The 22,936-nt window shown below is 71.0% G+C and carries 23 protein-coding genes and 1 pseudogene; 9 read left to right on the forward strand and 15 right to left on the reverse strand.

Features of this window, described 5'->3' with window-relative positions; translation table 11 throughout:
* Positions 1–17: 17 nt before the first annotated feature.
* From ABZ272_RS06520 to ABZ272_RS06530, 3 genes are all read right to left on the reverse strand, one after another.
* The gene (locus ABZ272_RS06520) at positions 18–1,433 is read right to left on the reverse strand and encodes a PhoH family protein (protein WP_355048874.1); all 1,416 of its coding nucleotides are present in this window, start codon (positions 1,431–1,433) and stop codon (positions 18–20) included.
* A gap of 431 nt (positions 1,434–1,864) precedes the next feature.
* Complete coding sequence (locus tag ABZ272_RS06525) at positions 1,865–2,218, reverse strand: hypothetical protein (RefSeq protein WP_355048875.1); 354 nt, start codon at positions 2,216–2,218, stop codon at positions 1,865–1,867.
* A 31-nt stretch (positions 2,219–2,249) separates the two neighbouring features.
* Positions 2,250–2,606 (reverse strand): hypothetical protein, encoded by a 357-nt coding sequence (locus tag ABZ272_RS06530; protein ID WP_355048876.1) that lies wholly within the window; start codon positions 2,604–2,606, stop codon positions 2,250–2,252.
* A gap of 264 nt (positions 2,607–2,870) precedes the next feature.
* Here ABZ272_RS06530 and ABZ272_RS06535 point away from each other — a divergent pair, with 264 nt between their 5' ends.
* The 3 genes from ABZ272_RS06535 (at position 2,871) to otsB (ending at position 4,723) form a co-directional block, all read left to right on the forward strand.
* Positions 2,871–3,314 carry an XRE family transcriptional regulator gene (locus ABZ272_RS06535; protein ID WP_355048877.1) on the forward strand — a complete coding sequence of 148 codons (444 nt, stop codon included), beginning with the start codon at positions 2,871–2,873 and terminating at the stop codon, positions 3,312–3,314.
* Positions 3,315–3,476: 162 nt separating this feature from the next.
* Positions 3,477–3,830 carry a hypothetical protein gene (locus tag ABZ272_RS06540; protein ID WP_355048878.1) on the forward strand — a complete coding sequence of 118 codons (354 nt, stop codon included), beginning with the start codon at positions 3,477–3,479 and terminating at the stop codon, positions 3,828–3,830.
* A 68-nt stretch (positions 3,831–3,898) separates the two neighbouring features.
* Positions 3,899–4,723 carry a trehalose-phosphatase gene (gene otsB, locus ABZ272_RS06545; RefSeq protein ID WP_355048879.1) on the forward strand — a complete coding sequence of 275 codons (825 nt, stop codon included), beginning with the start codon at positions 3,899–3,901 and terminating at the stop codon, positions 4,721–4,723.
* A 5-nt stretch (positions 4,724–4,728) separates the two neighbouring features.
* Here the strand turns inward: otsB and ABZ272_RS06550 are convergent, their stop codons facing one another.
* The 4 genes from ABZ272_RS06550 to ABZ272_RS06565 all read right to left on the reverse strand — a co-directional run bounded on the left by ABZ272_RS06550 (position 4,729) and on the right by ABZ272_RS06565 (position 9,854).
* Positions 4,729–5,499, reverse strand: a complete 771-nt coding sequence (locus tag ABZ272_RS06550; RefSeq protein ID WP_355048880.1) for an isoprenyl transferase — start codon at positions 5,497–5,499, stop codon at positions 4,729–4,731.
* A gap of 31 nt (positions 5,500–5,530) precedes the next feature.
* Complete coding sequence (locus ABZ272_RS06555; RefSeq protein WP_355048881.1) at positions 5,531–6,673, reverse strand: geranylgeranyl reductase family protein; 1,143 nt, start codon at positions 6,671–6,673, stop codon at positions 5,531–5,533.
* A gap of 438 nt (positions 6,674–7,111) precedes the next feature.
* Positions 7,112–7,972, reverse strand: a complete 861-nt coding sequence (locus ABZ272_RS06560) for a hypothetical protein (protein WP_355048882.1) — start codon at positions 7,970–7,972, stop codon at positions 7,112–7,114.
* A 31-nt stretch (positions 7,973–8,003) separates the two neighbouring features.
* On the reverse strand, positions 8,004–9,854 hold the full coding sequence (locus ABZ272_RS06565; RefSeq protein WP_355048883.1) for a phosphoenolpyruvate carboxykinase (GTP): 1,851 nt from the start codon (positions 9,852–9,854) through the stop codon (positions 8,004–8,006).
* A gap of 136 nt (positions 9,855–9,990) precedes the next feature.
* Here ABZ272_RS06565 and ABZ272_RS06570 point away from each other — a divergent pair.
* The 3 genes and pseudogenes from ABZ272_RS06570 to ABZ272_RS06580 all read left to right on the forward strand — a co-directional run bounded on the left by ABZ272_RS06570 (position 9,991) and on the right by ABZ272_RS06580 (position 12,223).
* A pseudogene (locus tag ABZ272_RS06570) lies at positions 9,991–10,832 on the forward strand (GtrA family protein).
* Between the two features lie 63 nt (positions 10,833–10,895).
* The gene (locus ABZ272_RS06575; RefSeq protein WP_355048884.1) at positions 10,896–11,594 is read left to right on the forward strand and encodes a GtrA family protein; all 699 of its coding nucleotides are present in this window, start codon (positions 10,896–10,898) and stop codon (positions 11,592–11,594) included.
* Positions 11,591–12,223, forward strand: a complete 633-nt coding sequence (locus ABZ272_RS06580) for a MaoC/PaaZ C-terminal domain-containing protein (RefSeq protein WP_355048885.1) — start codon at positions 11,591–11,593, stop codon at positions 12,221–12,223. Before ABZ272_RS06575 ends, ABZ272_RS06580 begins: the two co-directional genes overlap by 4 nt.
* Positions 12,224–12,269: 46 nt before the next feature.
* On the opposite strand, the gene ABZ272_RS06585 is transcribed toward ABZ272_RS06580, so the two are convergent.
* Together ABZ272_RS06585 and ABZ272_RS06590 are read right to left on the reverse strand one after the other, a co-directional pair.
* Positions 12,270–12,842: a PH domain-containing protein gene (locus ABZ272_RS06585; protein WP_355048886.1), complete on the reverse strand. Its 573-nt coding sequence runs from the start codon at positions 12,840–12,842 to the stop codon at positions 12,270–12,272.
* 176 nt (positions 12,843–13,018) lie between these two features.
* Positions 13,019–13,894 carry a biotin--[acetyl-CoA-carboxylase] ligase gene (locus ABZ272_RS06590; RefSeq protein ID WP_355048887.1) on the reverse strand — a complete coding sequence of 292 codons (876 nt, stop codon included), beginning with the start codon at positions 13,892–13,894 and terminating at the stop codon, positions 13,019–13,021.
* An 85-nt stretch (positions 13,895–13,979) separates the two neighbouring features.
* On the opposite strand from ABZ272_RS06590, the gene ABZ272_RS06595 reads away from it, so the two are divergent.
* On the forward strand, positions 13,980–15,563 hold the full coding sequence (locus tag ABZ272_RS06595; protein WP_355048888.1) for an acyl-CoA carboxylase subunit beta: 1,584 nt from the start codon (positions 13,980–13,982) through the stop codon (positions 15,561–15,563).
* Between the two features lie 105 nt (positions 15,564–15,668).
* On the opposite strand, the gene ABZ272_RS06600 is transcribed toward ABZ272_RS06595, so the two are convergent.
* The 4 genes from ABZ272_RS06600 to ABZ272_RS06615 all read right to left on the reverse strand — a co-directional run bounded on the left by ABZ272_RS06600 (position 15,669) and on the right by ABZ272_RS06615 (position 18,943).
* Entirely contained in the window at positions 15,669–16,535 is an 867-nt protein-coding gene (locus ABZ272_RS06600; protein ID WP_355048889.1) for a hypothetical protein, read from the reverse strand.
* Positions 16,528–17,028 (reverse strand): sigma-70 family RNA polymerase sigma factor, encoded by a 501-nt coding sequence (locus tag ABZ272_RS06605; protein ID WP_355048890.1) that lies wholly within the window; start codon positions 17,026–17,028, stop codon positions 16,528–16,530. Before ABZ272_RS06605 ends, ABZ272_RS06600 begins: the two co-directional genes overlap by 8 nt.
* Positions 17,029–17,090: 62 nt before the next feature.
* On the reverse strand, positions 17,091–18,074 hold the full coding sequence (locus tag ABZ272_RS06610) for a 2-dehydropantoate 2-reductase N-terminal domain-containing protein (RefSeq protein WP_355048891.1): 984 nt from the start codon (positions 18,072–18,074) through the stop codon (positions 17,091–17,093).
* Between the two features lie 125 nt (positions 18,075–18,199).
* Entirely contained in the window at positions 18,200–18,943 is a 744-nt protein-coding gene (locus ABZ272_RS06615; protein WP_355048892.1) for a M50 family metallopeptidase, read from the reverse strand.
* A 101-nt stretch (positions 18,944–19,044) separates the two neighbouring features.
* Here ABZ272_RS06615 and ABZ272_RS06620 point away from each other — a divergent pair, with 101 nt between their 5' ends.
* Positions 19,045–19,596: a Uma2 family endonuclease gene (locus ABZ272_RS06620; RefSeq protein WP_355048893.1), complete on the forward strand. Its 552-nt coding sequence runs from the start codon at positions 19,045–19,047 to the stop codon at positions 19,594–19,596.
* A 126-nt stretch (positions 19,597–19,722) separates the two neighbouring features.
* Positions 19,723–20,475 (forward strand): GH25 family lysozyme, encoded by a 753-nt coding sequence (locus ABZ272_RS06625; RefSeq protein WP_355048894.1) that lies wholly within the window; start codon positions 19,723–19,725, stop codon positions 20,473–20,475.
* Positions 20,476–20,557: 82 nt separating this feature from the next.
* Here the strand turns inward: ABZ272_RS06625 and ABZ272_RS06630 are convergent, their stop codons facing one another.
* Together ABZ272_RS06630 and ABZ272_RS06635 are read right to left on the reverse strand one after the other, a co-directional pair.
* Positions 20,558–20,791: a hypothetical protein gene (locus ABZ272_RS06630; protein ID WP_141907885.1), complete on the reverse strand. Its 234-nt coding sequence runs from the start codon at positions 20,789–20,791 to the stop codon at positions 20,558–20,560.
* 87 nt (positions 20,792–20,878) lie between these two features.
* A complete protein-coding gene (locus ABZ272_RS06635) occupies positions 20,879–22,873 on the reverse strand; it encodes a protein kinase (protein ID WP_355048895.1) in 1,995 nt (664 codons plus the stop codon).
* Between the last annotated feature and the right edge of the window lie 63 nt (positions 22,874–22,936).

Consider the following 22,936-nt stretch of genomic DNA (forward strand, 5'->3'; position numbering starts at 1 on the left):
AGGCTACAAAACCCCCATCACTGCGGGATGTCCTCAAGGAGATCCGTCACCATGGCGGCGATCGGCGACCGCTCCGAACGGCTGAGCGTGACGTGGGCGAAGAGCGGATGCCCCTTCAACGCCTCGATCACCGCGGTCACACCGTCGTGCCGGCCGACCCGCAGGTTGTCCCGCTGGGCCACGTCGTGGGTGAGCACCACCCGGGACCCCTGCCCGATCCGGGACAGCACGGTGAGCAGCACCCCGCGCTCCAACGACTGGGCCTCGTCCACGATCACGTAGGCGTCGTGCAGGCTGCGCCCCCGGATGTGGGTCAGCGGCAGCACCTCGAGGATGCCCCGCGAGGTGACCTCCTCCAGCACGTTCTCGTGCACGACCGCGCCGAGCGTGTCGAAGACCGCCTGCGCCCAGGGCGACATCTTCTCCGACTCCGACCCGGGCAGATAGCCCAACTCCTGACCACCGACGGCGTAGAGCGGGCGGAAGACGATCACCTTCTTGTGCCGGCGACGCTCCATCACGGCCTCCAGGCCGGCGCAGAGCGCCAACGCCGACTTGCCGGTGCCGGCCCGGCCGCCCAGCGAGACGATCCCGATCGTCTCGTCGAGCAGCAGGTCGAGGGCGATTCGCTGCTCGGCCGAGCGGCCGTGCAGCCCGAACGCCTCACGGTCGCCCCGGACCAGGCGGACCGACTTGTCGGGCAGCACCCGCCCGAGCGCCGAACCGCGCGCCGAGTGCAGCACCAGCCCGGTGTGGCAGGACAGCCCGGCCGCCTCGTCCAGGTCGAGCGTCTCGCCCGCGTACAACTGGCCGATCTGCTCCTCGCCCAACTCCATCTCCGACATGCCGGTCCAGGTCGGGTCGCTGGCCTGACCGTGGCGGTACTCGTCGGCGCGCAGACCCACCGAGGCGGCCTTGACCCGCAGCGGCATGTCCTTGCTGACCAGCGTGACGTCCCGCCCCTCGGCGGCGAGGTTGAGCGCCACCGACAGGATCCGGGCGTCGTTGCTCTCGGTGCGGAACCCGGGGGGCAGTACGCCGTCGTCGGTGTGGTTCAGCTCCACCCGCAGCGTCCCGCCCGCGTCGTTGGCGGGTACCGGTCGGTCGAGGCGGCCGTGCCGGACGCGCAGTTCGTCGAGCATCCGCAACGACTGCCGGGCGAACCAGCCCAGCTCCGGATGGTGCCGCTTGCCCTCCAACTCGGTGATGACCACCAGTGGCAGCACCACCTCGTGCTCGGCGAAGCGGTGGAACGCCGCCGGGTCGGACAGCAGCACAGAGGTGTCGAGAACGAAGGCCTGCCCCGCTGGTCGGGGCTCCTTGTTCTCGGCCGGCGCGGCGTCCGCCGCACGGCGGCTCCGGGCGGCGCGGCGGGTCGTGGCAGTCGCGGCCGGGGTCTGGTCGGCACCGGCGGTGGTACGGCGAGTCGTCACAGGCCTGCTCCGACGGATGGGCACCCGGCCACCCGTTTTCCGCCTCGTCCGGTGCCCGGAGGGGTCGGATGCGGAACCCCGTGCGCGAGGTCGCAGATCCGGGTGGACCGGCTGGCTCGGGAGAACCCCGCGCCATGCCTAGACGCTAGCGGCGCAGGACCGTCCCGGCTAGGGGCGATCGTGGATCTCTGGAGACGGCCGTGTGAACAGCGCCGGACGGACGAGCCGGCGCGGGACGACGCGCGTGTCCGTCAACGTGGCGGCCGGGCGCGGCGAGCCGGCCGGGATGCATGCCCCCTGCGCGCATCCCGGCCGGCGGGGCCGCCGTCACCGGTCTGACGTGGCCCCGACGGTGCGTGTCCGCCACGGACGACGCACCGCGTTCCCGCGGGCCGGTCGGCGGGACGCTCGGGGGCGACCCGCCAGCCGGCTCAGCCGGTTCGTCGGACGAGCGTGCCGGTCGGGTGCCGCCCGGTGATCGGGGCGGCCGGCGCGGTGAACGACGAGCCGGTGTAGGTGGTGCCGGGGCGGGCCACCGCGTCGGGGCGGACGACCGTACCGGCGGAGCGGACGGCCCCCGGGGAGGAGACCGACAACGCGGAGGCGATCGCCGCCTGGGCGTCGCGACGGCGGCGGTTCCAGGCGCCCCGATCCCCGTCGAAGTAACCCTGGCGGTAGCCGAAGCGATAGCCGATGCGGTAGCTGAGCTGGCCGTGCAGGCGGCCGGCGGCGTAGCTGGTGGCACCGAGCACCAGGACGAGGAAGACCACGAGGAACGGGCTCATCGGGCGCCCCCCGCCCGGCCCGGACGCCGGCTCATCGCTCCTCCGGCTCGACCGTGGTGGGGTCGGCCGTGGGGTCCGCGACCAGCAGCCGGTCCAGGTCGTCGGTGCTGACCTCCTCGACCAGCTCGACGGTGATCCGACAGCCGTCCAGCACGACCTCGGCGACCGAGGATCGACGGATCTCCCCGCCGGCGTCGTAGACCCGGACGCTCAACTCGGGGCAGCCGAGGTGGGTACGCCAGGCGTTCCACTCGGTGCGGTCGCCGACGCTCAGCGACAGGTATCGGCAACCTCGGGCAAGGTAGAGGCGCCACGGGGCACTGAGCCCCGCCGCCACTCCCTCGGCGATCAGCCCGAAGGCCTGGGCTCGGGTGGCGAGCTCGGTCACCACACCCCCTCGGCACCCGGGGCATGACGCATGTGAGCACCAGTCGTCTCATGCACGTGACACACCGTAGATTGTCCCATGAGCGTGACAGTATCAGCTTTTCGTCCCCTTACATTCGCCACGACGGGCATCTATTCTGCCCGGGTGACACCCCTCAAGAGCGGCGCTGGATCGTTGGTTCCGAATCCGAGAGTGCCGTCACGTCCGCGTGACAGCAGCGTGCCTGGGCAAACACCCGCCGACGGCTGGTCGTACCGTCACGGGGTGACCGAGACGGCCAACGCGCGAAAAATCGCCTTCGCCACCTTCGTTCGGCGCGCCCTCGACGAGGCGCGGGCCACGCGCGCCTGGAGCGGCACCGAGGTGTCACGGCGTACCGGCGTCTCCCGGCAGACCATCAACCGGTGGGTGCGGGGCGACTGGGCCAGCGACCCCGAGGCCGAACGGGTGGTCGCCTTCTGCGAGGGCCTGGGACTGAACCCCGCAGCCGCCTTCGCCGCGCTGGGTTGGGACCGCACCGCCAGCGGCCCCCGGGCCGGACAGCCGGCCCCGCCGATGGACCCGGACGTCGAGGCCCTGCTGCGCCGTCTGGTCGACCCGAACGTGTCGGACGCGGAGAAGTTCCACATCCGCGAAACCATTAGATACCTCGCATACCGCCCAACGTTGCCGGTCGATGTCCGAAAAAGAGGCGATCAGGCCGGGTAGTTCCTCAGATGGCGAAAGAACGCCTGGTCAGGTTCATTCGTTTCGCTCCGGGGCAGGAACGGGCACGCTAGCGTCCCTATTCGTACTGCTTGGGCTCGTCATCGGCGGGGGGACGGGACAAGGCCGAACCTAGCCCTGCGGGACAGAAGGAGGGGTCTGTCCATGACCCTGAAGTGGTGGGGAGTCGTGGTCGCCACGGTGTCGATGACACTGTGGGCGACCGGCAACGTGGTGACCCTCGCGGTCAACGGTGGGCAGCTGCCGCTGCTCGTCAACCTTCTCGCGCTCACCAGCGCCGGCACGGCGGTCATCCTGGCCGTCGTCGCGGAACTGCACGAGCGGCTCAACGACCGGATCAGCGCGCTCACCGAGTTCCTGGTGGCGCGCCTCAACGAGATCGAGACCCACACCGGGGATCGCAACACCGGGTTCGTGGAGGGCTACCTGCTCAGCCACGGACAGGAGGCGGCGGTGGTGCCGTTCGGACGCCGTGGACGAGGAGCCGCCGAACGCTGACGACAGCGCCGCCGAGTGGGTCCGCTCGGCCAGGAATGAGCCTCCAACGCCGGGGTACGCTGACGCGCGTGCCGCCGTTGAATCTGGGCAACCACCAGCCAAGGACCCCGTTGAACGCCGACCAGGCATGGCAGATAACCGCCGGCCGGGCCGGCGGGACCGTGCTCTTCTTCGACTTCGACGGCACACTCGCGCCCGTCGACGACGATCCGACGGCGGTCCGTCCCGCGCCCAACGCGCTCGCCGCGATCGAGGCGCTGGCCCCGGTGGTGCAGCGGATCGCGATCGTCTCCGCGCGGCCCGTCGAGTTCCTCCGCGACCGCCTCGGCGAGCTGAGTGGCGTGGACCTGTACGGCCTCTACGGCCTGGAGCACAGCCACTCCGGTGGCGAGACCGTCACCGAGCCCACCGCCCTGCCCTGGGTGCCCACCATGGCCGAGCTGGCCGACCTGGCTCGGGAGGAGCTGCCGCCCGGCGCCCTCGTCGAGTTCAAGCGGCTCTCCGTCGCGCTGCACTGGCGTACGGCCCCGCAGCTCGGTGCGACGGTGCAGCAGTGGGGGCAGGCGCAGGCCGACCGCCTGGGGCTGCGGGTGCAGGCTGGCCGGATGGTGCTGGAGCTCAAGCCACCGGTCGACCGGGACAAGGGGATGGTGATCGGCGAGGTGGTCCAGAGTGCCAGCGGCGCCTGGTACTTCGGCGACGACGTCTCCGACATCAAGGCGTTCGCGGCGCTGCGCGCCCGCGCCGAGGGCGACCCGGACTTCTTCGGTGTCTGTGTGGCCGTGGCCAACCCGGAGACCGGCCAGGAGGTGGCCGACGCGGCCGACCTGACCATCGAGTCACCAGCCGCGCTGGGGGACTTTCTGACCCGGGCCCTGGACCAGCTGCCCTGAGGCCCTCAAGCGCCGTAGCGGCGCTGGCGGGTGGCGTACGAGCGAAGTGCCCGCAGGAAGTCGATGTGCCGGAAGTCCGGCCAGTTCAACTCGCAGAAGTAGAACTCCGAGTGCGCGGACTGCCACAGCATGAACCCGGACAGTCGCTGCTCCCCACTCGTACGGATGACCAGGTCGGGGTCGGGCTGGCCACGGGTGTAGAGGTGTTCGGCGATGTGCTCGACGTCCAGCACCTCGGCCAGCTCCTCCAGGGTGCCGCCGGTTGCCGCGTGCTCCAGCAGCAGCGAGCGGACGGCATCGGTGATCTCCCGCCGGCCGCCGTAGCCGACCGCGATGTTGACCTCCGCGCCGCCGCTGCGGTCCCGGGTACGCTCCTCGGCGCCCTTGAGCGCCGCGGCGGTCTGGGCGGGCAGCAGGTCGAGCGCGCCGACGATGCGCAGCCGCCAGGGGTTGCCCTCCTCCGCCAGCTCCACCACCAGGTCCTCGATGATCTGCAGCAGCGGGTCCAGCTCGCTGGCCGGGCGGCGCAGGTTGTCGGTGGCGAGCAGGTAGAGCGTGACGTGGCCGATACCGGCCTGGTCACACCACCCGAGGACGTGCTTGATCTTCGCGGCGCCGACCCGGTGCCCGTCGTTCGGGTCGACGTAGCCCATCTCGCGGGCCCACCGGCGGTTGCCGTCGCACATCACCCCGACGTGCCGGGGCACCGGCTTGCCCGCGAGCTTCGCGGTGAGCCGGCGCTCGTACACGGAGTAGATAAGGTTCCGCAGCGTCATCACCTAGCAGCGTAGCGACCCGCCCGCCGGATCACCCCTTCGGAGGGCGATCCCCGCCGGACAGTTCGATGCCGATCATGCCCAGCGTACGAGCGGTGAGCCGCCCGTCGCCAAGCCCCAACTCGACCACGTCGTCGAACACCCGGTCGTCTCGACGGGCCGCGCGGACCGCGGCGTCGACCACTCGTCGCCGCCGCGCCAGCCAGGCGGCCACCGAGCTGTGGCGCAGATGTGTGCCGAGGCGGCGACGCAGACCCGCGGCGTAGCGTCGAGCCGCCGCCTCCGGTTCCCGAGCCGCAGCGGCCCCGGCCAACGCCCCGGAGAGCAGCGCGTAGAAGATGCCCTCCCCGGTGAACGGATTGATCAGCGACAGGGCGTCGCCGGCCAGCAGGGTGCGGTCCCGACCCGGCGCCGGCCGGTGCGTGGACAGCGGCAGATGGTGGGCGCGCAACGCGGTCACCGTCGACAGGTCGGTGCCGGGCAGCAGCGCGGCCAACCGATCCAGCAGGTAGGCACGGCTCAGCGGCTCGCCGCGCAGCACCTCCCCGTACCCGACGTTCGCCCGCCCGTCGCCGATCGGAAACGACCAGGCGTACGCCGGCCAGCGCGCCTTGGAGGTCACGATGAGCTGCTCGGGTGGGCCGGGCAGCGCGGGCGCGTACCCACGGATGGCCAGCGCGAGGTGCCGGTCGGGGTTGACGGGGTGGCCGAGGGCCCGGCGCACCACCGACCCGGCGCCGTCCGCGCCCACCACCACCCGGCCGGACAGCTCCCCGTCGAGCACCACCCGGTCGCCACGCGGCTGGACCCGCCGGACGCTGTGCCGACGCAGCTGCGCGCCGGCGGCCACCGCCGCCGCCACCAGCCGCGCGTCGAAGACCTCCCGGGGCACGGTGTACGCCGGCCGGGGCAGCGCCCGAGCCACCGCCTGGCCGCCCGGCGCGACCATCCGCAGCGCGGGCAGCGGGGCGTACCCGGCCACCGCCTCGGTCACGCCCAACTCGGTGAGGACGTCCACCGAATGCGCGGCGATCCCGTCGCCACACGCCTTGTCCCGGGGAAAGTCGGCACGGTCCAGCAGCAACACGCTGGCGCCCGCCCGGCGGGCCGTCAGGGCGGCGGCCGCCCCGGCCGGCCCGGCACCGACCACCACCACGTCGAACTCGTCGCTCACCGCGCGCCTCCCTCCGACCGGGGTGGCACGGCTCGGACCCGTCCCGCCCGGCGATCACCCTGGGCCGTCGACACCGGCCACGGTGACCGACGTCACCCGCCATCCTGCCCCCTGGCCGCCCACCCGCACGGCTGCCGCACTGCCGCATGGCTGCCGCCCGCCCACACGGCTGCCGCACTGCCGCCCGCCGGCCTCCCCGTCGTCCTTTGCTCTGCTTCCCCCCACGCAACACTTCGCGTCCGATTACCGGACGCCAGGTGTTGCGCCCGTTGAAGCAGAGCAAAGGGTGCGCACCCACCACCCGCACCCCCGGGCGCGACCGGGTGACCTGTCGCCCGGACCGGCGGGTTCGCACCGGCACCCGTGCCGTCTGGTGCGCTGGGGGCAACCCGACAGGGCTCGCACCAACCCGCCAGCCCCAATGCCTCGCGCGGGCTCTCAGACGGGGATGGCGGCGTCGGACGCCCGCGCCGCCCGGCGTAGGCCGTAGAGGGCCAGGGCCGCGGCGGCCACCAGCGGGGCGCCGTCGCGGATCAGGCCGTCCAGGCCCAGCAGCCACCAGCACAGCGGCAGGTCCACCGCGAGTACGCCCAACGTGACGACGACCAGCAGGCTCCGCGCCCAGTCCTTGCCGCGCATCAGGAACGCGGTGCAGAACAGCACGGCGTAGCTGGCCGCGATGCCGGCGCCGAACCAGAACAGCACGGCCGGCACGGCGGAGAGGCGATCGTCCAGGATGGCGCCCCCGGCCACCAGCGCCGGCACCAGCATCAGCGGGCTGTAGGTGAACGCCGCCACGCGGCTGGTCAACAACCACGCGCTCGCCTGCGGCCGGCGCGGAGGCGTCTCCCGCCACGAGATGCCGGTCTTGTCGATGACCAGTCGGGGTCGGTGCCGAACCAGGTGCCCGGCGAGCGCCGACGAGCGGTAGAGCAGCCAGACCACCGCCACACACAGCGCGGTGAGCGCGGCGAAGCCGAGCAGTCCCGGCAGCGGCGGCACTCCCTGCCGGGGCACGATCAGCCGGCCGACGGCGAAGATCGTCGTGACCGCGAGGATCAACCCGAACGGGCGGGCCGCCGTCCGGCCCCTTCGCACGTGCCCGATCAGCAGCAGAAAGCCGAACGAGCGCAGCATGGCCCAGCCGGTGCGTACGGCCAGACCGAAGCCCTGCTCCGGGGCGTACCACCAATTGAGCAGCTCGACCACGACGGTGGCCGCCGCTGTCGTCGCGAGCAGGAGGGTGAGCGCGCGGACGGCGGACGGCCGCCGGACCTCGGTCTCGGCGGCCGTCCTCATGGAATCCGTTGTTGCCCGCGGCGGGCGACGTTCACACCTGGCGCTGGGGTTGCGCCGCGTCCAGTCGGGCGCGCAGCGCGTCCAACTCGGCCCACAGCACGCCGGGCAGCTTGTCACCGAACTTCTCGAACCACTCGGTGATCATCGGCAGCTCGTTGCGCCACTCGTCCGGGTCGACCTTCAGCGCGATCCGGACGTCCTCCGGGGTCATGTCCAGTCCCTCGACGTCGAGCGCGTCCTGCGCCGGGACCATGCCCACCGGGGTCTCGACCGCGTCGGCCGTGCCCTCGATCCGCTCGACGATCCACTTGAGTACCCGGGAGTTCTCGCCGAAGCCCGGCCACAGGAACGAGCCGTCCGGGTCCTTGCGGAACCAGTTGACGTAGTAGATCTTCGGCAGCTTGGCCTCGTCGCCGTCGGTGCCCTTGCCCATCTCGATCCAGTGCCGGAAGTAGTCGCCCGCGTGGTAGCCGATGAAGGGCAGCATCGCCATCGGGTCGCGGCGGACCACGCCCACCGCGCCGGACGCGGCGGCCGTCGTCTCGGACGAGAGCGTCGCGCCCATGTAGACGCCGTGCACCCAGTCGCGGGCCTCGGTCACCAGCGGGATGGTGTCCTTGCGGCGGCCACCGAAGAGGATCGCGTCGATCGGTACGCCGTTCGGGTCGAAGTACTCGTCGGCGAGGATCGGGCACTGCGTGATCGGGGTGCAGAACCGGCTGTTCGCGTGCGAGGAGAGGCTGTCGCTCTCCGGCGTCCAGTCGTTGCCCTTCCAGTCGATCAGGTGCGCCGGGGGCTCCCCCATGCCCTCCCACCAGACGTCACCGTCGTCGGTGAGGCCCACGTTGGTGAAGACCGAGTTGCCGCGGTCCAGCGTGCGCATGGCGTTGGCGTTGGTTTTCCAGTCGGTGCCGGGCGCGACGCCGAAGAGGCCGTACTCCGGGTTGACCGCGTAGAGCCGGCCGTCCGGGCCGAACCGCATCCAGGCGATGTCGTCGCCGATGGTCTCGACCTTCCAGCCCGGGATGGTCGGCTCCACCATGGCCAGGTTGGTCTTACCGCAGGCGGACGGGAAGGCCCCGGCGATGTGGTGGACCTTGCCCTCCGGCGAGGTGATCTTGAGGATGAGCATGTGCTCGGCGAGCCAACCCTCGTCCCGGCCCATCACGCTGGCGATACGCAGCGAGTAGCACTTCTTGCCGAGCAGCGAGTTACCGCCGTAACCGGAGCCGTACGACCAGATCTCGCGGGTCTCCGGGAAGTGCGAGATGTACTTGGTCTCGTTGCAGGGCCACGGCACGTCCTGCTGGCCCGGGGCGAGCGGGGCACCGATCGAGTGCAGCGCGTGCACGAAGTCCGCGTCGTCGCCCATCGCCTCGAGGATCGCCGCGCCCATCCGGGTCATGATGCGCATCGACGCCACCACGTACGGGCTGTCGGTGATCTCGACGCCGAACATCGGGCTCTCGGCCTCGACCGGGCCCATCACGAACGGGATGACGTACATGGTGCGACCGCGCATCGATCCGCGGTACAGGTCGGTCATAGTCCGCTTCATCTCGGCCGGCGCCATCCAGTTGTTGGTGGGGCCGGCGTCCGCCTCGTCGACGGAACAGATGTAGGTGCGCTCCTCGACCCGTGCGACGTCGGACGGGTCGGTGCGCGCGTAGAACGAGTTCGGCTTCTTCTCCGGGTTCAACCGGATGAGGGTGCCGGCCTCGACCAGCTCATCGGTGAGGCGACGCCACTCCTCGTCGGACCCGTCCACCCACACGACCCGGTCGGGGGTGGTCAGTTCCGCGACCTCACGGACCCAGGCAAGCAGTTTCGGGTGGGACGTCGGGGCCTGATCGATACCCCGCACTACAGCCGGAGCAACCATGACACATCTCCTTGTGGTCGACGCTGACCGATCTATGGGATGCACGAGTCTCAGCGACGCGAAGCGCCGCCTTCGTGGAAACCTGGGATTGGGCTCAGCGTAAACCGGGCAGCCTTCCGAGTCAGTGGGACTGGTTGTGAAGAACTGCACAAGGTACGGCCACGCTGCGGCATCACGATCTGATACCCGCTTTCCTGCGCAGTTTCACGCAAATCTTGTTGTGCACCCCCGGTCGACGCGTGTTGCGGTCGGGCCGTCAACCCACCCTGCCGACCGGTTCACGGATTCCCGTTCCGAGGCGCGTCAGTCCTCCCTTCTGGTTACGCTGCGTTCAACCGCGGCACACCGGCTGACAGGGCCGCGATGGGCGACGATCCCCCCTCGCCGTTGCTCCCCCGCCGACACCTCCACAGCCGGTAGGCTCGCCCCGTGGCCGCCACGATGACCGGGGAGCAACCGGGCCCCCGGCAGACCCGACCAGGTCTGGTCCGCGCACTGGTCGACCGTTTCGGTCACCTCGTGCGCGAGTTGAGCAAGTTCGCCACGGTGGGCGGGATCGCTTTCCTCGTCGACTTCGCGCTCTTCAACTACCTGACGACGGCGCGCGGCATGGAGCAGGTGACGGCCAAGACCATCTCGACCGTGATCGCCGCGACCTTCGCCTTCCTGGGCAACCGCTTCTGGACCTGGCGGCACCGTCAGCGCAGCAACCCGGCGCGGGAGTACGCGCTGTTCTTCTTCTTCAACGCTGTCGGCTTGGGGATCGCGGTGGGATGCCTCGCGATCAGCCGCTACGGGCTTGGCAGCATCTGGCCTGCCGTCTTCCAGACCCAGCTGGCCGACAACATCGCCAGCTTCGTCGTGGGCACCGGCCTCGGGACGCTGTTCCGATTCTGGTCCTACCGGCGGTTCGTCTTCGTCGAAGCGGGAACTCCGGTCGTTCCGCAGGTGGAGGACGACCGGGATCACGGGGCGTGACCTGCCGCCCACCTCGTCCGGCCGGTGACCGCCGGCTCTACCGACTGCCCTAAGGTGTTTCGCATGCGTCTTGTCCGTCTGCTGCCTGAGCGCTGGCAGAAGTTCATCCACGAGGCGCTCAAATTCGGCATCGTCGGCGGCGTGAACACCGTCATCAATTACGCGGTGTTCAATGTCCTTGCACTTACCGTTTTCGTCAACGGTCAGTTGAAGGCGAACGTGATCGCGACCCTCGTCGCGACGATCACGTCGTACCTGATGAATCGTCACTGGACGTACCGGGATCGCCCGAAATCGGCGATGCGTCGGGAGTACGTCCTGTTCTTCCTGTTCAACGGGATCGGCCTGCTCATCGAGCTGGGGGCCGTCGCGGCGGCCAAGTACGGGCTCGGCGTGCACGGCCTGCTGGCGCTGAACGTGGCGAAGACCGCTGGTGTCCTGCTGGGCACCCTGTTCCGGTTCTGGTCCTACCGGACCTTCGTCTTCCAGCCCGTCACACCGGCCACGGACGCCACGAAGACCGAGCCCACCTGGCACGACATCCCGCGCGACGAGTGGGACACCATGGCCGAGATGGACCCGGTCGCCGAGCTTGCCGAATCGGTCTCCGAGCTGGAAGAGGCGCAGTCCGCCGACCGCCCCGACCCGACACCCGGAGCGACCGGCGCCGCTCCCGCGCAGGGGCGACCGATGACCGCCGACCTGGACGCGGAACTCGCCGCGGAGCTGCACGCCGGTACGCGTCGCGCACCCCGCCGGTGACCGCTCCCGCCTCCCGCTCCGGCACCGGAGCGCCCGCCGAGCTGTTCTTCGAGGACCTCGTCCCGGGACTCACCGTCGACCTCGGGACGGTGACCGTGGACGGCGACGAGATGCGCGCCTTCGCCCGGCGCTTCGACCCGCAGTGGTACCACGTCGACCCGGAGCTGGCCGAGGCCAGTCAGTACGGCGGGGTCATCGCCAGCGGCTTCTACACGGTCAGCTTGTTCATGCGGGCGTACGTCGATCACCTGCTGTCCCGCGCGGCGGCGGACGCCTCCCCCGGCCTGGAGGAGTTGCGGTGGCTCGCCCCGGTCCGTGCCGGCGACCGCCTCGCCGTCCGGGTCGACGTGATGGGCGCGCGCCCCTCGGACGCTCGCGCCGGGCTCGGCACCGTCATCCTCACCGGCACCATGCTCCGCCTCGGCCCGGACAACCGGCCCGAGCAGGAGGTGCTGCGGACGCGCTTCCGTGGCTGGTTCGCGCTACGGCCGGTCGAGACAGACCCCGAGGCCGGGCCGTCCTCGACCGAACCGGCTGCGGCTGCGGCTGCGCAGGCTGGGGCGGAGCAGGCTGGGGCGGAACCGGCTCCGGCGGGGCCGGCGGCGGCCGGGGCCGCTCAGCACACCTGACCACTCCGACCCGGTCCTCGGGCCGGAGTGGTCAACGCCGATCGGCTCAGCTCGTGGTGTCGCGCAGCGGCTTGCCCTCGCGCATGTCGGCGAGGATGTCGCGCATCTCCCCGTCGCCGAGCGAGTGCTTGTCGTGCTGCGCCTCGACGAGTTCGTAGAGGGTGGTCTGCACCCGGCCGACCCCCGGTACGTCCTTGAGTACCGACTGGCCGCGTTCGCCGGCGGACTCGATGGTGAGGGTGCCGCAGCCGAGCAGCCGCTCGAAGAAGTGCTGGTTCATCGAGTGGTCGTTGATCCGGGTGAGCGGAAGGTCCCGGCGGTCCCGGGAGAACACACCCTGCTGCAACAGCACGCGCTCGTTGGTGAACAGGTAATGGGTGGTACGCCAGACCAGGAACGGCCACAGACCGAGCCAGAGGACCGCGATCAGGCCGATCGCGCCGATCACGGCCAACGCGATCGAACCGCCGGAACTCTCGGGCAGCAGGAGCACGCCGACCACCACGGCGGCGATGGCGAGGACCAGCACCAGGATCGGCCGGACCAGAGCCTTCCAGTGCGGGTGTAGGTGCAGCACGACGTGCTCGTCCTTCGTGAGCACGTCTTCGGGGAACGCCACGGCAACCTCCAACGCCTTTACTTTGACGCGCCGACCGTAATCCCCGAAAGCCACTCGGCGACATCCGCCACGCGGCCCCACCCGAGCTTCCACGATCTTGCACTTTCGGTCGCCGTTACGCGGCCTTGAGCCAGGTACGCCACGACAGAAAGTGCAAGATCGCCGCGCGGGGAGGGTTAGCGCAGGTGGAGGACGTCTCCGGCGGCGATGGATCGGGTTTCGGTGGGGGTTTTCAGCTGGAGTTGGCCGTCGTTGTCGATTCCGGTTGCGGTGCCGGTCTGGGTCTCGCCGTTGGGCAGCAGGACTCGTACCTCGCGACCGATCGTCGCGCAGGACTCCAGGTAGGCGTCGCGCAGGCCACTCGCCTGGGCGTCCCCGCCGGCGGTGCGCCAGCGGTCGTACCAGTCCGCCACCGAGCGCAGCAGCGCCCGGAGCAGCGGATCCCGGTCGGTGGCCGCCGCGCCGGCCAGTTGCAGCGAGGTGGCCGGCAACCCGGTCGGGTTCACCGGCAGCTCGTCGGCCCGCAGGGTCACGTTGAGGCCGATGCCGAGGACTATGGCGGGCGGTTGGGCCGGCGAGCGCCCCGGCACCGCCTCGGCCAGCACACCGGCACACTTCGCGTCGCCGATGAGCAGATCGTTGGGCCACTTCAGAGCGGCGTCCAGCTCCGCCAGCCGGGCCACCGCCTCGACCAGCGCGACGCCCGCGAGAAGCGGCAGCCAGCCGTACCCCGTGGGTGCGACGGCCGCCCACCCACGGTCCGGCGCGGCCTCGCCGGGCCGCAGCAGGACGCTGGTGGCGATGCCCGCGCGCGGCGGCGACTGCCAGATCCGACCGCGCCGACCCCGCCCGGCGGTCTGCCGCTCCGCGACCACGACCAGCCCTTCCGGCTCGCCCCCGGCGGCGGCCTCGGACACGTCCGCGTTCGTGGAGCCCGTCTCGGCGTGCAGCTCCAGGCGGGCCCAGGGTCCGTTCGGCGCGACCAGCGCGCGCCGCAGCCGGGCCGCCGACAGCGGCGGTCGGTCCAGATCGGTGTACGGGGAGCCCGGCATTCCGTCAGCCTACGGCGGCGACCGGTGCCGGCGTTGAGGCGTACTGCACAGACGCTCCCACCTGAACCATCGTTATATTCCCTGGGTGACTACCGAGACCGGGACCAACATCCACAGCACTGCCGGCAAGCTGGCGGACCTGGAGCGCCGGGTCGACGAGGCGGTGCACGCCGGGTCGGCGCGCGCGGTCGAGAAGCAGCACGCCCGGGGCAAGAAGACCGCCCGCGAACGGATCGACATGCTGCTCGACGAGGGCTCCTTCGTCGAGCTGGACGAGCTGGCCCGGCACCGGTCCACCGCCTTCGGACTGGAGCGCAACCGCCCGTACGGCGACGGCGTGGTGACCGGCTACGGCACGGTCGACGGCCGGCAGGTGTGCGTCTTCGCCCAGGACTTCACCGTCTTCGGCGGCTCGCTCGGCGAGGTCTTCGGCGAGAAGATCGTCAAGGTGATGGACCTCGCCATGAAGATCGGTTGCCCGGTGATCGGCATCAACGACTCCGGCGGCGCCCGCATCCAGGAGGGCGTGGTGTCGCTCGGCCGGTACGGGGAGATCTTCTTCCGGAACGTGCGGGCGTCCGGGGTCATCCCGCAGATCTCACTGGTGATGGGGCCCTGCGCCGGCGGCGCGGTCTACTCCCCGGCGGTCACCGACTTCACCGTCATGGTCGACCAGACCTCCCACATGTTCATCACCGGTCCCGACGTGATCAAGACGGTCACCGGCGAGGACGTCGGGATGGAGGAGCTGGGCGGGGCCCGTACGCACAACACGCGCAGCGGCAACGCGCACTACCTCGCCAGCGACGAGGACGACGCGGTCGACTACGTCAAGGCGCTGCTGTCGTACCTGCCGTCGAACAACCTCGACGAGCCGGTCGTCTTCTCCGTTGACGCGGATCTCGACGTCACCGACGAGGACCGTGAGCTGGACACGCTCATCCCGGACTCGGCCAACCAGCCGTACGACATCCACACCGTCATCGAGCACGTCCTGGACGACGGGGAGTTCCTGGAGGTCCAGCCGCTCTACGCGCAGAACATCGTCATCGGCTACGGCCGGGTGGAGGGCCGGCCGGTCGGCGTGGTCGCCAACCAGCCGATGCACTTCGCCGGCACCCTGGACATCGCCGCCTCCGAGAAGGCCGCCCGGTTCGTGCGCACCTGCGACGCCTTCAACATCCCGGTGCTGACCTTCGTCGACGTTCCCGGGTTCCTGCCCGGCACCGGCCAGGAGTGGGACGGCATCATCCGCCGGGGCGCCAAGCTCATCTACGCGTACGCCGAGGCGACCGTCCCGAAGGTCACCGTGATCACCCGCAAGGCCTACGGCGGGGCGTACGACGTGATGGGCTCGAAGCACCTCGGCGCGGACCTGAACTTCGCGTGGCCGACCGCGCAGATCGCCGTGATGGGCGCCCAGGGAGCGGTGAACATCCTCTACCGCTCCGAGCTGGCCGGCGCCGAGGATCCGGCGGCGGTCCGGGCCCAGAAGATCGCCGAGTACGAGGACACCCTGGCCAACCCGTACGTGGCGGCCGAGCGCGGGTACGTCGACTCGGTGATCGCGCCGCACGAGACGCGTACCCAGATCGTCCGGGCGCTGCGCGTCCTGCGCACGAAGCGCGAGACCCTGCCCCCGAAGAAGCACGGCAACATCCCGCTCTGACCGTTGCTCCCCTGGTCGGGCTTGATCCGCGCAACTTCGGGGAAACTGCTGCTTCCCGGCGTCGGGAGGCAGCAACATCCCCGAAGTTGCGCGGATCAAGGACAGTCAGCAGCCCGGATTGGCAGCGGGGCACAGCAGCCGGGCGGCCGTGCGGCCCAGCGCCTCGAGGTCCGCATCGTGCAGCCTGAGGTCCGGATTGGGCTCAAGGACGGTGACCAGGTCGCCGACCCGGACCACCACGGTCATCCCGAACGGGCTGGAGCGCTGGAGCGTCCTTCCGTCGGCCGGGCCACCGGGGGCGAATGGCACGTGCCGCACCAGAATCGACTCGTCACCGGCAAAGTTGCTCGCCGCCGTCTCCCACGCGTGCTTGCTCTCGTTCGGCGTCGTTTCATTTGCCACCATGACGCGTTCGGCGAGATACCACTCCGGGCAGGCGTCGAGTAGTGCCCTCAGATGAGTGAAGAGACGCGCGCTCACCAGCGGGTCGAGCCGGTAGACGTCCTGGCTGAGTTCGACCCGCACCGGAGCGCGGCCGTCCTTCGTCGGCGACAACAGGGTCTGCGACCGCGAGTAACGCGAGTACGCGGGGGCCGCCGGCACGCCCCGGTCGTCACCGCACCTCTGCAACGTCGGATCCAACCGGACGACCTCACCGAGGCCGGCGTCGCCCAACTGCACAACGCCCTTGACCGGCACCTCGGTGACCGGCAGCAGGGAGTCGAGTGGGATCTCCGCCCGGGCAGGGCTCTGCGTCGACGCAGGTAGGGCGGCGGCAGGGGGCGGCGCCGAGGTGCGTTCCGTCAGGGCGTACGCCGGGCCCGTCGCCGCCGCGAGGACCGCGACAGTCGCCAGCGCGACCGTACGACGGCTGCGGTGCCGGGCACGGGCCCGGATCTCCTGCGGCTCCGGCCACTGCACGTCATTCAGGTCGCGCTGGATCCGATCGACGAATGTCGGGTCGTCATGCATCGGTGGCCTCCTCCAGATCAGAGACGGCGAGCAGGCCGGCGAGCGCGGTACGCCCCCGGGAAAGTCGGGCCTTGACCGTGCCGACCGGGGCGGCGGTCTCCCGCGCCACCTCGGCGACCGGCATGCCGACCAGGTAGTACAGGGCGATGGCGACACGCTGCTCCTCGGGCAGCCGACGCAGCGCGGCGACCACCTCGACGGTGTCGGTGCCCGGCCCGGGGACGCTCTCGGTCGCCCCGTGCCGCAGGTACGCCCGGGCGCGACTGCGCAGGCTGCGCCACCGGCTGACGGCGACGCGGCTGGCCACCACCCGTACCCAGGCCTCCGGGTCGTCGTACCCGCTGATCGTCGACCACCGCTGCCAGGCCCGGATGTACGCCTCCTGCACCGCGTCCTGGGCCTCGACCCGGTCGCCGGTGAGGGCGTAGACGAAACCGAGCAGCCGTTGTCGGCTCCCCCGGTAGAACTCGTCGAACCCGTCGACGTCCGGCACCCGTTACCTCCCCGTGTCGGTCGCAGGGAACACGCGCCGTGCGGGGCCTCCGGTTGCCCGGTTCAGGCGATCATCTTCTCCAGCTCGGCGAGCGGGAACGCGCCGGCCGCGATCCGCTGCCGGGTCGCTCTCCGTACCGCCCGCTGCACGGCCACGTTGGCGGGCGTCGGTACGTCGTGCAGCCGGCCGAGCAGCGCGACCTCGCCGTTGAGGTGGTCGACCTCGGTCGAGCCGGTGCCTCGGGCGAGGCTCTGCCAGGTGGAGCCGCCGGACCGGTCGGCGCCGCCGACCGGGCGCTGCTGGACCAGGTCACCGCGTTCGGCCCGCTCCTCCGCCGGGGAGGTGTGTGGGATACCGGCGGCGGCGAGCGCGGCGACGCCCTCGGCGCGTACCCGCTCGACAAGAGCGTCCGGGATGTCCTCCCCGAGCAGCGCCTGAAGGCCGTTGCCGAGGTTGCTGAGCAGCTTGCCGTACTTCCAGCGCAGCACGTCCTCGCGAACCGGCGCGACGAAGCCGGCGGCGGTCAGGTCGGCGGCGATCGCCCGGTCGGTGTCGTCGGCGCCGCCCGGATAACGGCCGATGTGGAGCATGCCGGGGTGCGGGTGTCCGTTCGCCACCACCACGCCCGGGTCCAGGTGGGTGGCCGGCAGCCAGACGCAGACCGGGTGCACGTCGGCGAAGAGCCGCAGGGCGGCCCGCTCGTTCGCCACCCCGTTCTGCGCGGTGACCAGCGGCAGTCTCTCGCCGGCCGTACCACCGCCGGCGACCGGGGCGTCCACCCACGTCGCCAGCGCGGCCTCGGTGTCCTGCGACTTGACGGTGAGCATCAGCACCGTGTCGGCCGGCAGCGGCCGGTCATCCGGGCCGTCGACGGCGGCGAGCCGGGCGGTCACGTCGCCGTCGGGCTGCCGCAGCGTCAGGCCGCGCTCCCGGACCGCGTCCAGGTGCGCGCCGCGGGCCACCAGGGTCACGTCCCGGTCGGCCTGCGCCAGCCGTACGCCGATGGTCCCGCCGACCGCGCCCGCCCCGATGATCACGTATCGCATGGGCCCATTCTGCCCGCCGTCCCGCCGTACCCCGTCGATCATGGAGTCATGGTGCCCGAATGCAAAGGGATTGCGGCTTTGGTAGCCCACCACAACTCCATGATCGACGGGGAGGGGCCCGGGGCTTAGAGGGTTAGGCCGGCGTTGGTGAGGATGGGGCCGGTCAGCAGTAGGGCGCCGGCTACCAGGGCGACCAGGTTGACCAGGGCGAAGAACGTGACCCAGAAGAACGCCGGGAACGGGGTCAGCCCGGCGAGCTGGTCGGCGTCCGAGGCGGGCATCCGGCCACGCGAGCGCAGGCGTTGCAGCTCCACCACCGGCCGCACCCCGCCGAGCAGCAGGAACCACACCCCGGTGTACGCGAACGCGGCCTGCACCTGCGGCGTCGCGTACCACGAGACGGCGAACACCAGCGCCCCGGTGACCAGCAGCGACACCACACCGAACGCATTGCGGATCATCACCAGCATGGCGAGCAGCAGCGCCACCGCGACCCAGAGCAGCAGGGTGATCCGGTTACCGCCGAGCAGCCAGGCGCCGGCCAACCCGATCAGCGGCGGGGCGACGTACCCGGCGAGCAGGGTCAGGATCATGCCCGGCCCGGTGGGCCGACCGGCGGAGAGCGTCAGCCCGGACGTGTCCGAGTGCAGCCGAATGCCACGCAGCTTGCGGCCGGTGAGCAGAGCGACGAGCGCGTGCCCGCCCTCATGAGCGATGGTGATGGCGTTGCGGGCGATCCGCCACGGCAGCCGGGTGGACACCACCACCAGCGCGACGGCCGCGGTGATCAACACCAGCAGCGGGGGCGGGTCCGGCTGCGCGCCGAACAGCGTGTCCCACATCTCGCCCAGTCCGTCGATCGACATCATGGGGCGCGAGCCTACCGGCGGCGTTCCGTGTCGCTCCCGAGGCACCGGCTCGTATCCTGTGAGACTGATCGGGTGGCGAGGGATGCGGAAGGTGGACGCAGGTGAGCGCAGCGCCCCTGGAGCCGCACATCGGCCTCTGGACCGAGGCCGACTACTTCGCCCTGGGCGAGACGCCTGACCGGATCGAGCTGCTCGACGGGAGCCTGCTGGTGAGCCCTGCCCCGAGTCGACGGCACCAACGCGTGTCACGTCGGCTGGCGAACAGTATCGAGGCGGCAGCAGAACCGCACGGCTTGCTGGTCTACGACGCAATCAATGTCCGGCTCGGCATCGATCGAGTCGCCATCCCGGATCTCGTGGTCACTGACGTCGACGACGAAGGCACCTTTCTCGACGCAGGCCGGGTTTCCTTGGTCGGTGAGGTCGTTTCGCCCGGCAATGCAGCGGCCGATCGCCTACTCAAGATGCAGCTCTACGCGATCGCGCGAATCCCCTGGTACCTGCTGGTCGAGCAGGACGGCGACGGTCACTCGCTGCGCCTGTACCGGCTTGACGGCGAGCACTACGTCGAGGACCAGGTCGCCAAGGCCGGCGAGACGTTGACCCTGGTCGAGCCGTTCCGCTGGCAGCTCGACCCGGCCATGCTGGACTGAGCCACCCACAGCCGGACAGCGGGGCGACGGACACTCGTCGATGAAACTTTCTTCAAGAGCCCTTGCGATCAAGGGCACTTACCTCCAAAGATGGGCGTCAATAGACCGCCGTCCCTGGAGGCACTCATGGCCCGTACCCGATCATCGCTGCGCCGCGCGCTCGCGGCCGGCCTCACCGTCCTCGCCACCGCGGCGGCCGTCCTGGTCGCGACCGCCGGTCCGGCGGCGGCGGCCACCACCGCCGGCGTCGACGTGTCCCACTACCAGGGCAGCATCAACTGGACCAGCGTCCGCAACGCGGGCATCGAGTTCGCCTTCATCAAGGCGACCGAGGGCACCAGCGTCAAGGACTCCGCGTTCAACGCGAACTACGTCAACTCGTACAACGCCGGGGTGATCCGCGGGGCGTACCACTTCGCCCGACCGAACATCTCCGCCGGCTCCACCCAGGCGAACTACCTGGCGTCCAACGGTGGCGCCTGGTCGGCGGACAGCCGCACCCTGCCGGCCGCGCTGGACATCGAGGCGAACCCGTACAGCGGCGGCTACTGCTACGGCCTCAGCACGACCGGCATGCGCAACTGGGTGCAGGACTTCCTGAACACCTACCGCTCGCGCACCGGCCGGTACGCGGTCATCTACACCACCACGAGCTGGTGGAACCAATGCACGGGCAGCTGGACCGGCCCGTGGGCCAACCACCCGCTCTGGCTGGCCCGCTGGTCGAGCACCCCGGGCGCCCTGCCGGCCGGCGCGCCGGTGTGGAGCTTCTGGCAGTACACCAGCAGCGGCGCCGTCTCCGGGATCAGCGGCAACGTGGACCGCAACTACTGGAACGGCGACCGGAGCCGACTGATCGCGCTGGCCAACAACACCTGATCGGGCGGTTGGCGGCAGCGGGATCGACGGTCACCTCACGGTCGACAATCGGTCCGGCTGCCGCCACGCCACCGCGTACGGGTCAGGCCCGCCGTCGGCTCATCGCCGGCACCATCACCGGAGCGTCCTCGCGGACGACCGCGTCCCGCCGGCTGAGCCGCCGGACGCCCACCGCACCAACGGCGATGGCGACGACGCCGAACAGCGCGACGAGTACCGGAAGCCCAACGCTGATCAGCAGCAGTGCCACATCGCCGAGTGCGACGAGCATCCACAGTGCCAGCCGGGGCCGGGCGTTCCTGTATCGGTAACCCATGTCGCACCTCCCTCCGTCGTTGGAGATCAGATACCCCAAACGACGCAAGAACATGCGAGAGAGGTTCGCGCAGGTACGGAAGGCCGGTCAGTTGACCCGGTCGGGCTTGAAGCCCTTGACTATCTGGTCGAAGTTGGCGAGGTTTGCCTGCCAGTCCTTCTCCGCGATCTCCCACCGGATGGCGAAGCCCCGGTTGCTGGCGGTTACGAAGCCCCGGTTGCGCACGTGGATGCGGGTGTTGTCCCGGGTCTCCAACCACTCCCAGTCGGCGCAGGTCCGATACCAGTCGCAGGCCTTGATGCTGCCCACCAACTGGTAGTTGCTGACCAGACCCCGACGGTACGGTTCTTGGCCCTTCCAGTCGACGACCGCGTCCTTCTTCGGGCTGGGGGTCCACTGGACCAGCATCTTGCCGGGCCCGCCGGACTGGTTGAAGACGGCCGTGTCCGAGCCGGTCTGACGGCCGCTCCAGCCGGGTGGAAGCGGGATGGAGAAGGTCGGCCCCTCGTACAGCTTCCAGCCGGCCGGCAGCGCATTCGGGTCGGCCGACGGCGTGGCCGAGGGCGTCGCACTCGGTGCGCCTGTGGGGGCCGGAGGCGCCGCCGGAGCGGAGGACTGCGCCGGGGCCGACGTCGCGGCCGCCCCGGTCGTCGGGTCGGCCTGCGGGCTCTCGTTGTCGTCGCCCTTGGTCAGCATCGGCACGATCACCACGAGGCCGACCAGCAGCAGGGCCACCAGCGCCCCGATCAGCACGTTCCGGCGGGTGTTGTTCGGCTTCGTACCCTCGAACTGCGGCACCGCCGCGCGCCCGGCCGGACCCACCGGCGGCATGACCGACGTGGGCGTCGAGGGTTTGCGCTGCTCCGGCGCGACCGGCGGCGGGCCGTCGACGGCCGTCGGCTCGTCGTCGCCCGCCGGCGTACCGTCGCCGCCGGCATCGCCCCCGGCGGACACCACGGCGGTCGGGTCGGCCGCTGGCGACACCGGGCGGTCGATCGTCGCGGTCGGCTCGGCCGGGACCGTGGCCGTCGGCTCGGCGTCCGCGCCGGCCGGCACGACCTCCGTCGGCGTCGCGTCGGCGACCGCCGGGCCGGACGCGGCAACGGCTACCGGTCCCGAGGTACGCGGAGCAGGCGGCGACGCCGGGCGGTCGGTGACCTCCTCGGCGGGACGCGGTGCCGGGACGAGCGGCGGACGCGGCTCCCGTGGACCGTTCGGCCCCGGCCGGCGTACGCCGTCGAGCAGTGAGATCCCCCGCGCCCGCTTCCCGGCGGCGCGGCGCAGCAGCCGCTCCGCCACCTCGGCGGTGATCCGCTCGTTCGGGTCCTTCTGGAGCAGCCCGGTGAGCACCGCCTTGAGCGGTCCGGCGTTCTTCGGCGGCGGCATCGGCTCGGTGGCCAAGGCGGCGAGCGTGGCGATCGCGGACGGCCGCGCGTACGGCGACTTGCCCTCCACCGCCGCGTACAGCGTCGCGCCCAAAGACCACAGATCGGCCTCCGGACCCGCGGTGCCCTCGCGGGCCCGCTCCGGCGAGATGTACGCGGGCGAACCGAGCACCATGCCGGTACGGGTGACATTCGGGTCACCGGGGATCGTGGCGAGACCGAAATCGGTCAACACGACCCGGCCGTCGTCGCCCAGCAGCACGTTGCCCGGCTTGACGTCGCGGTGCATGACGCCCGCCTTGTGGGCCGCGTTCAGCGCGCCCAACACGCCCAGGCCGATCTCGATCGTGCGGGCCACCGACACGGGCCCGTCCTCGGCGAGGGTGTCCTGCAACGACTTCGACGCCACGTACTCCATGACGATCCACGGGTCGCCGTCGGTGCGCAGGACGTCGAAGATGCGTACCACGTTGACGTGGTTGAGTCGGGCGATGGCCCGCGCCTCGCGCAGCGACCGCTCCCGCATCTCGCGGCGTTCCTCGTCGGTGAGGCCGGGCGGCGGCACCAACTCCTTGATGGCGACGTCGCGGTGCAACACCTCGTCGCGCGCCTTCCACACCCGACCCATGCCACCCTGGCCGAGCGGCGACAGAAGCCGGTATCGGTCAGCGACGAGTTGGGGAAGCGCGTTCGACATCGCTGAGACGGTACCCGGACCCGCCGACCGTCACACCGCCGGCACGCCACTGTGCGTGTGACG

Origin of the sequence: Micromonospora sp. NPDC005979 (genome assembly GCF_040614415.1) — a bacterium.
Taxonomy (GTDB): Bacteria; Actinomycetota; Actinomycetes; order Mycobacteriales; family Micromonosporaceae; genus Micromonospora.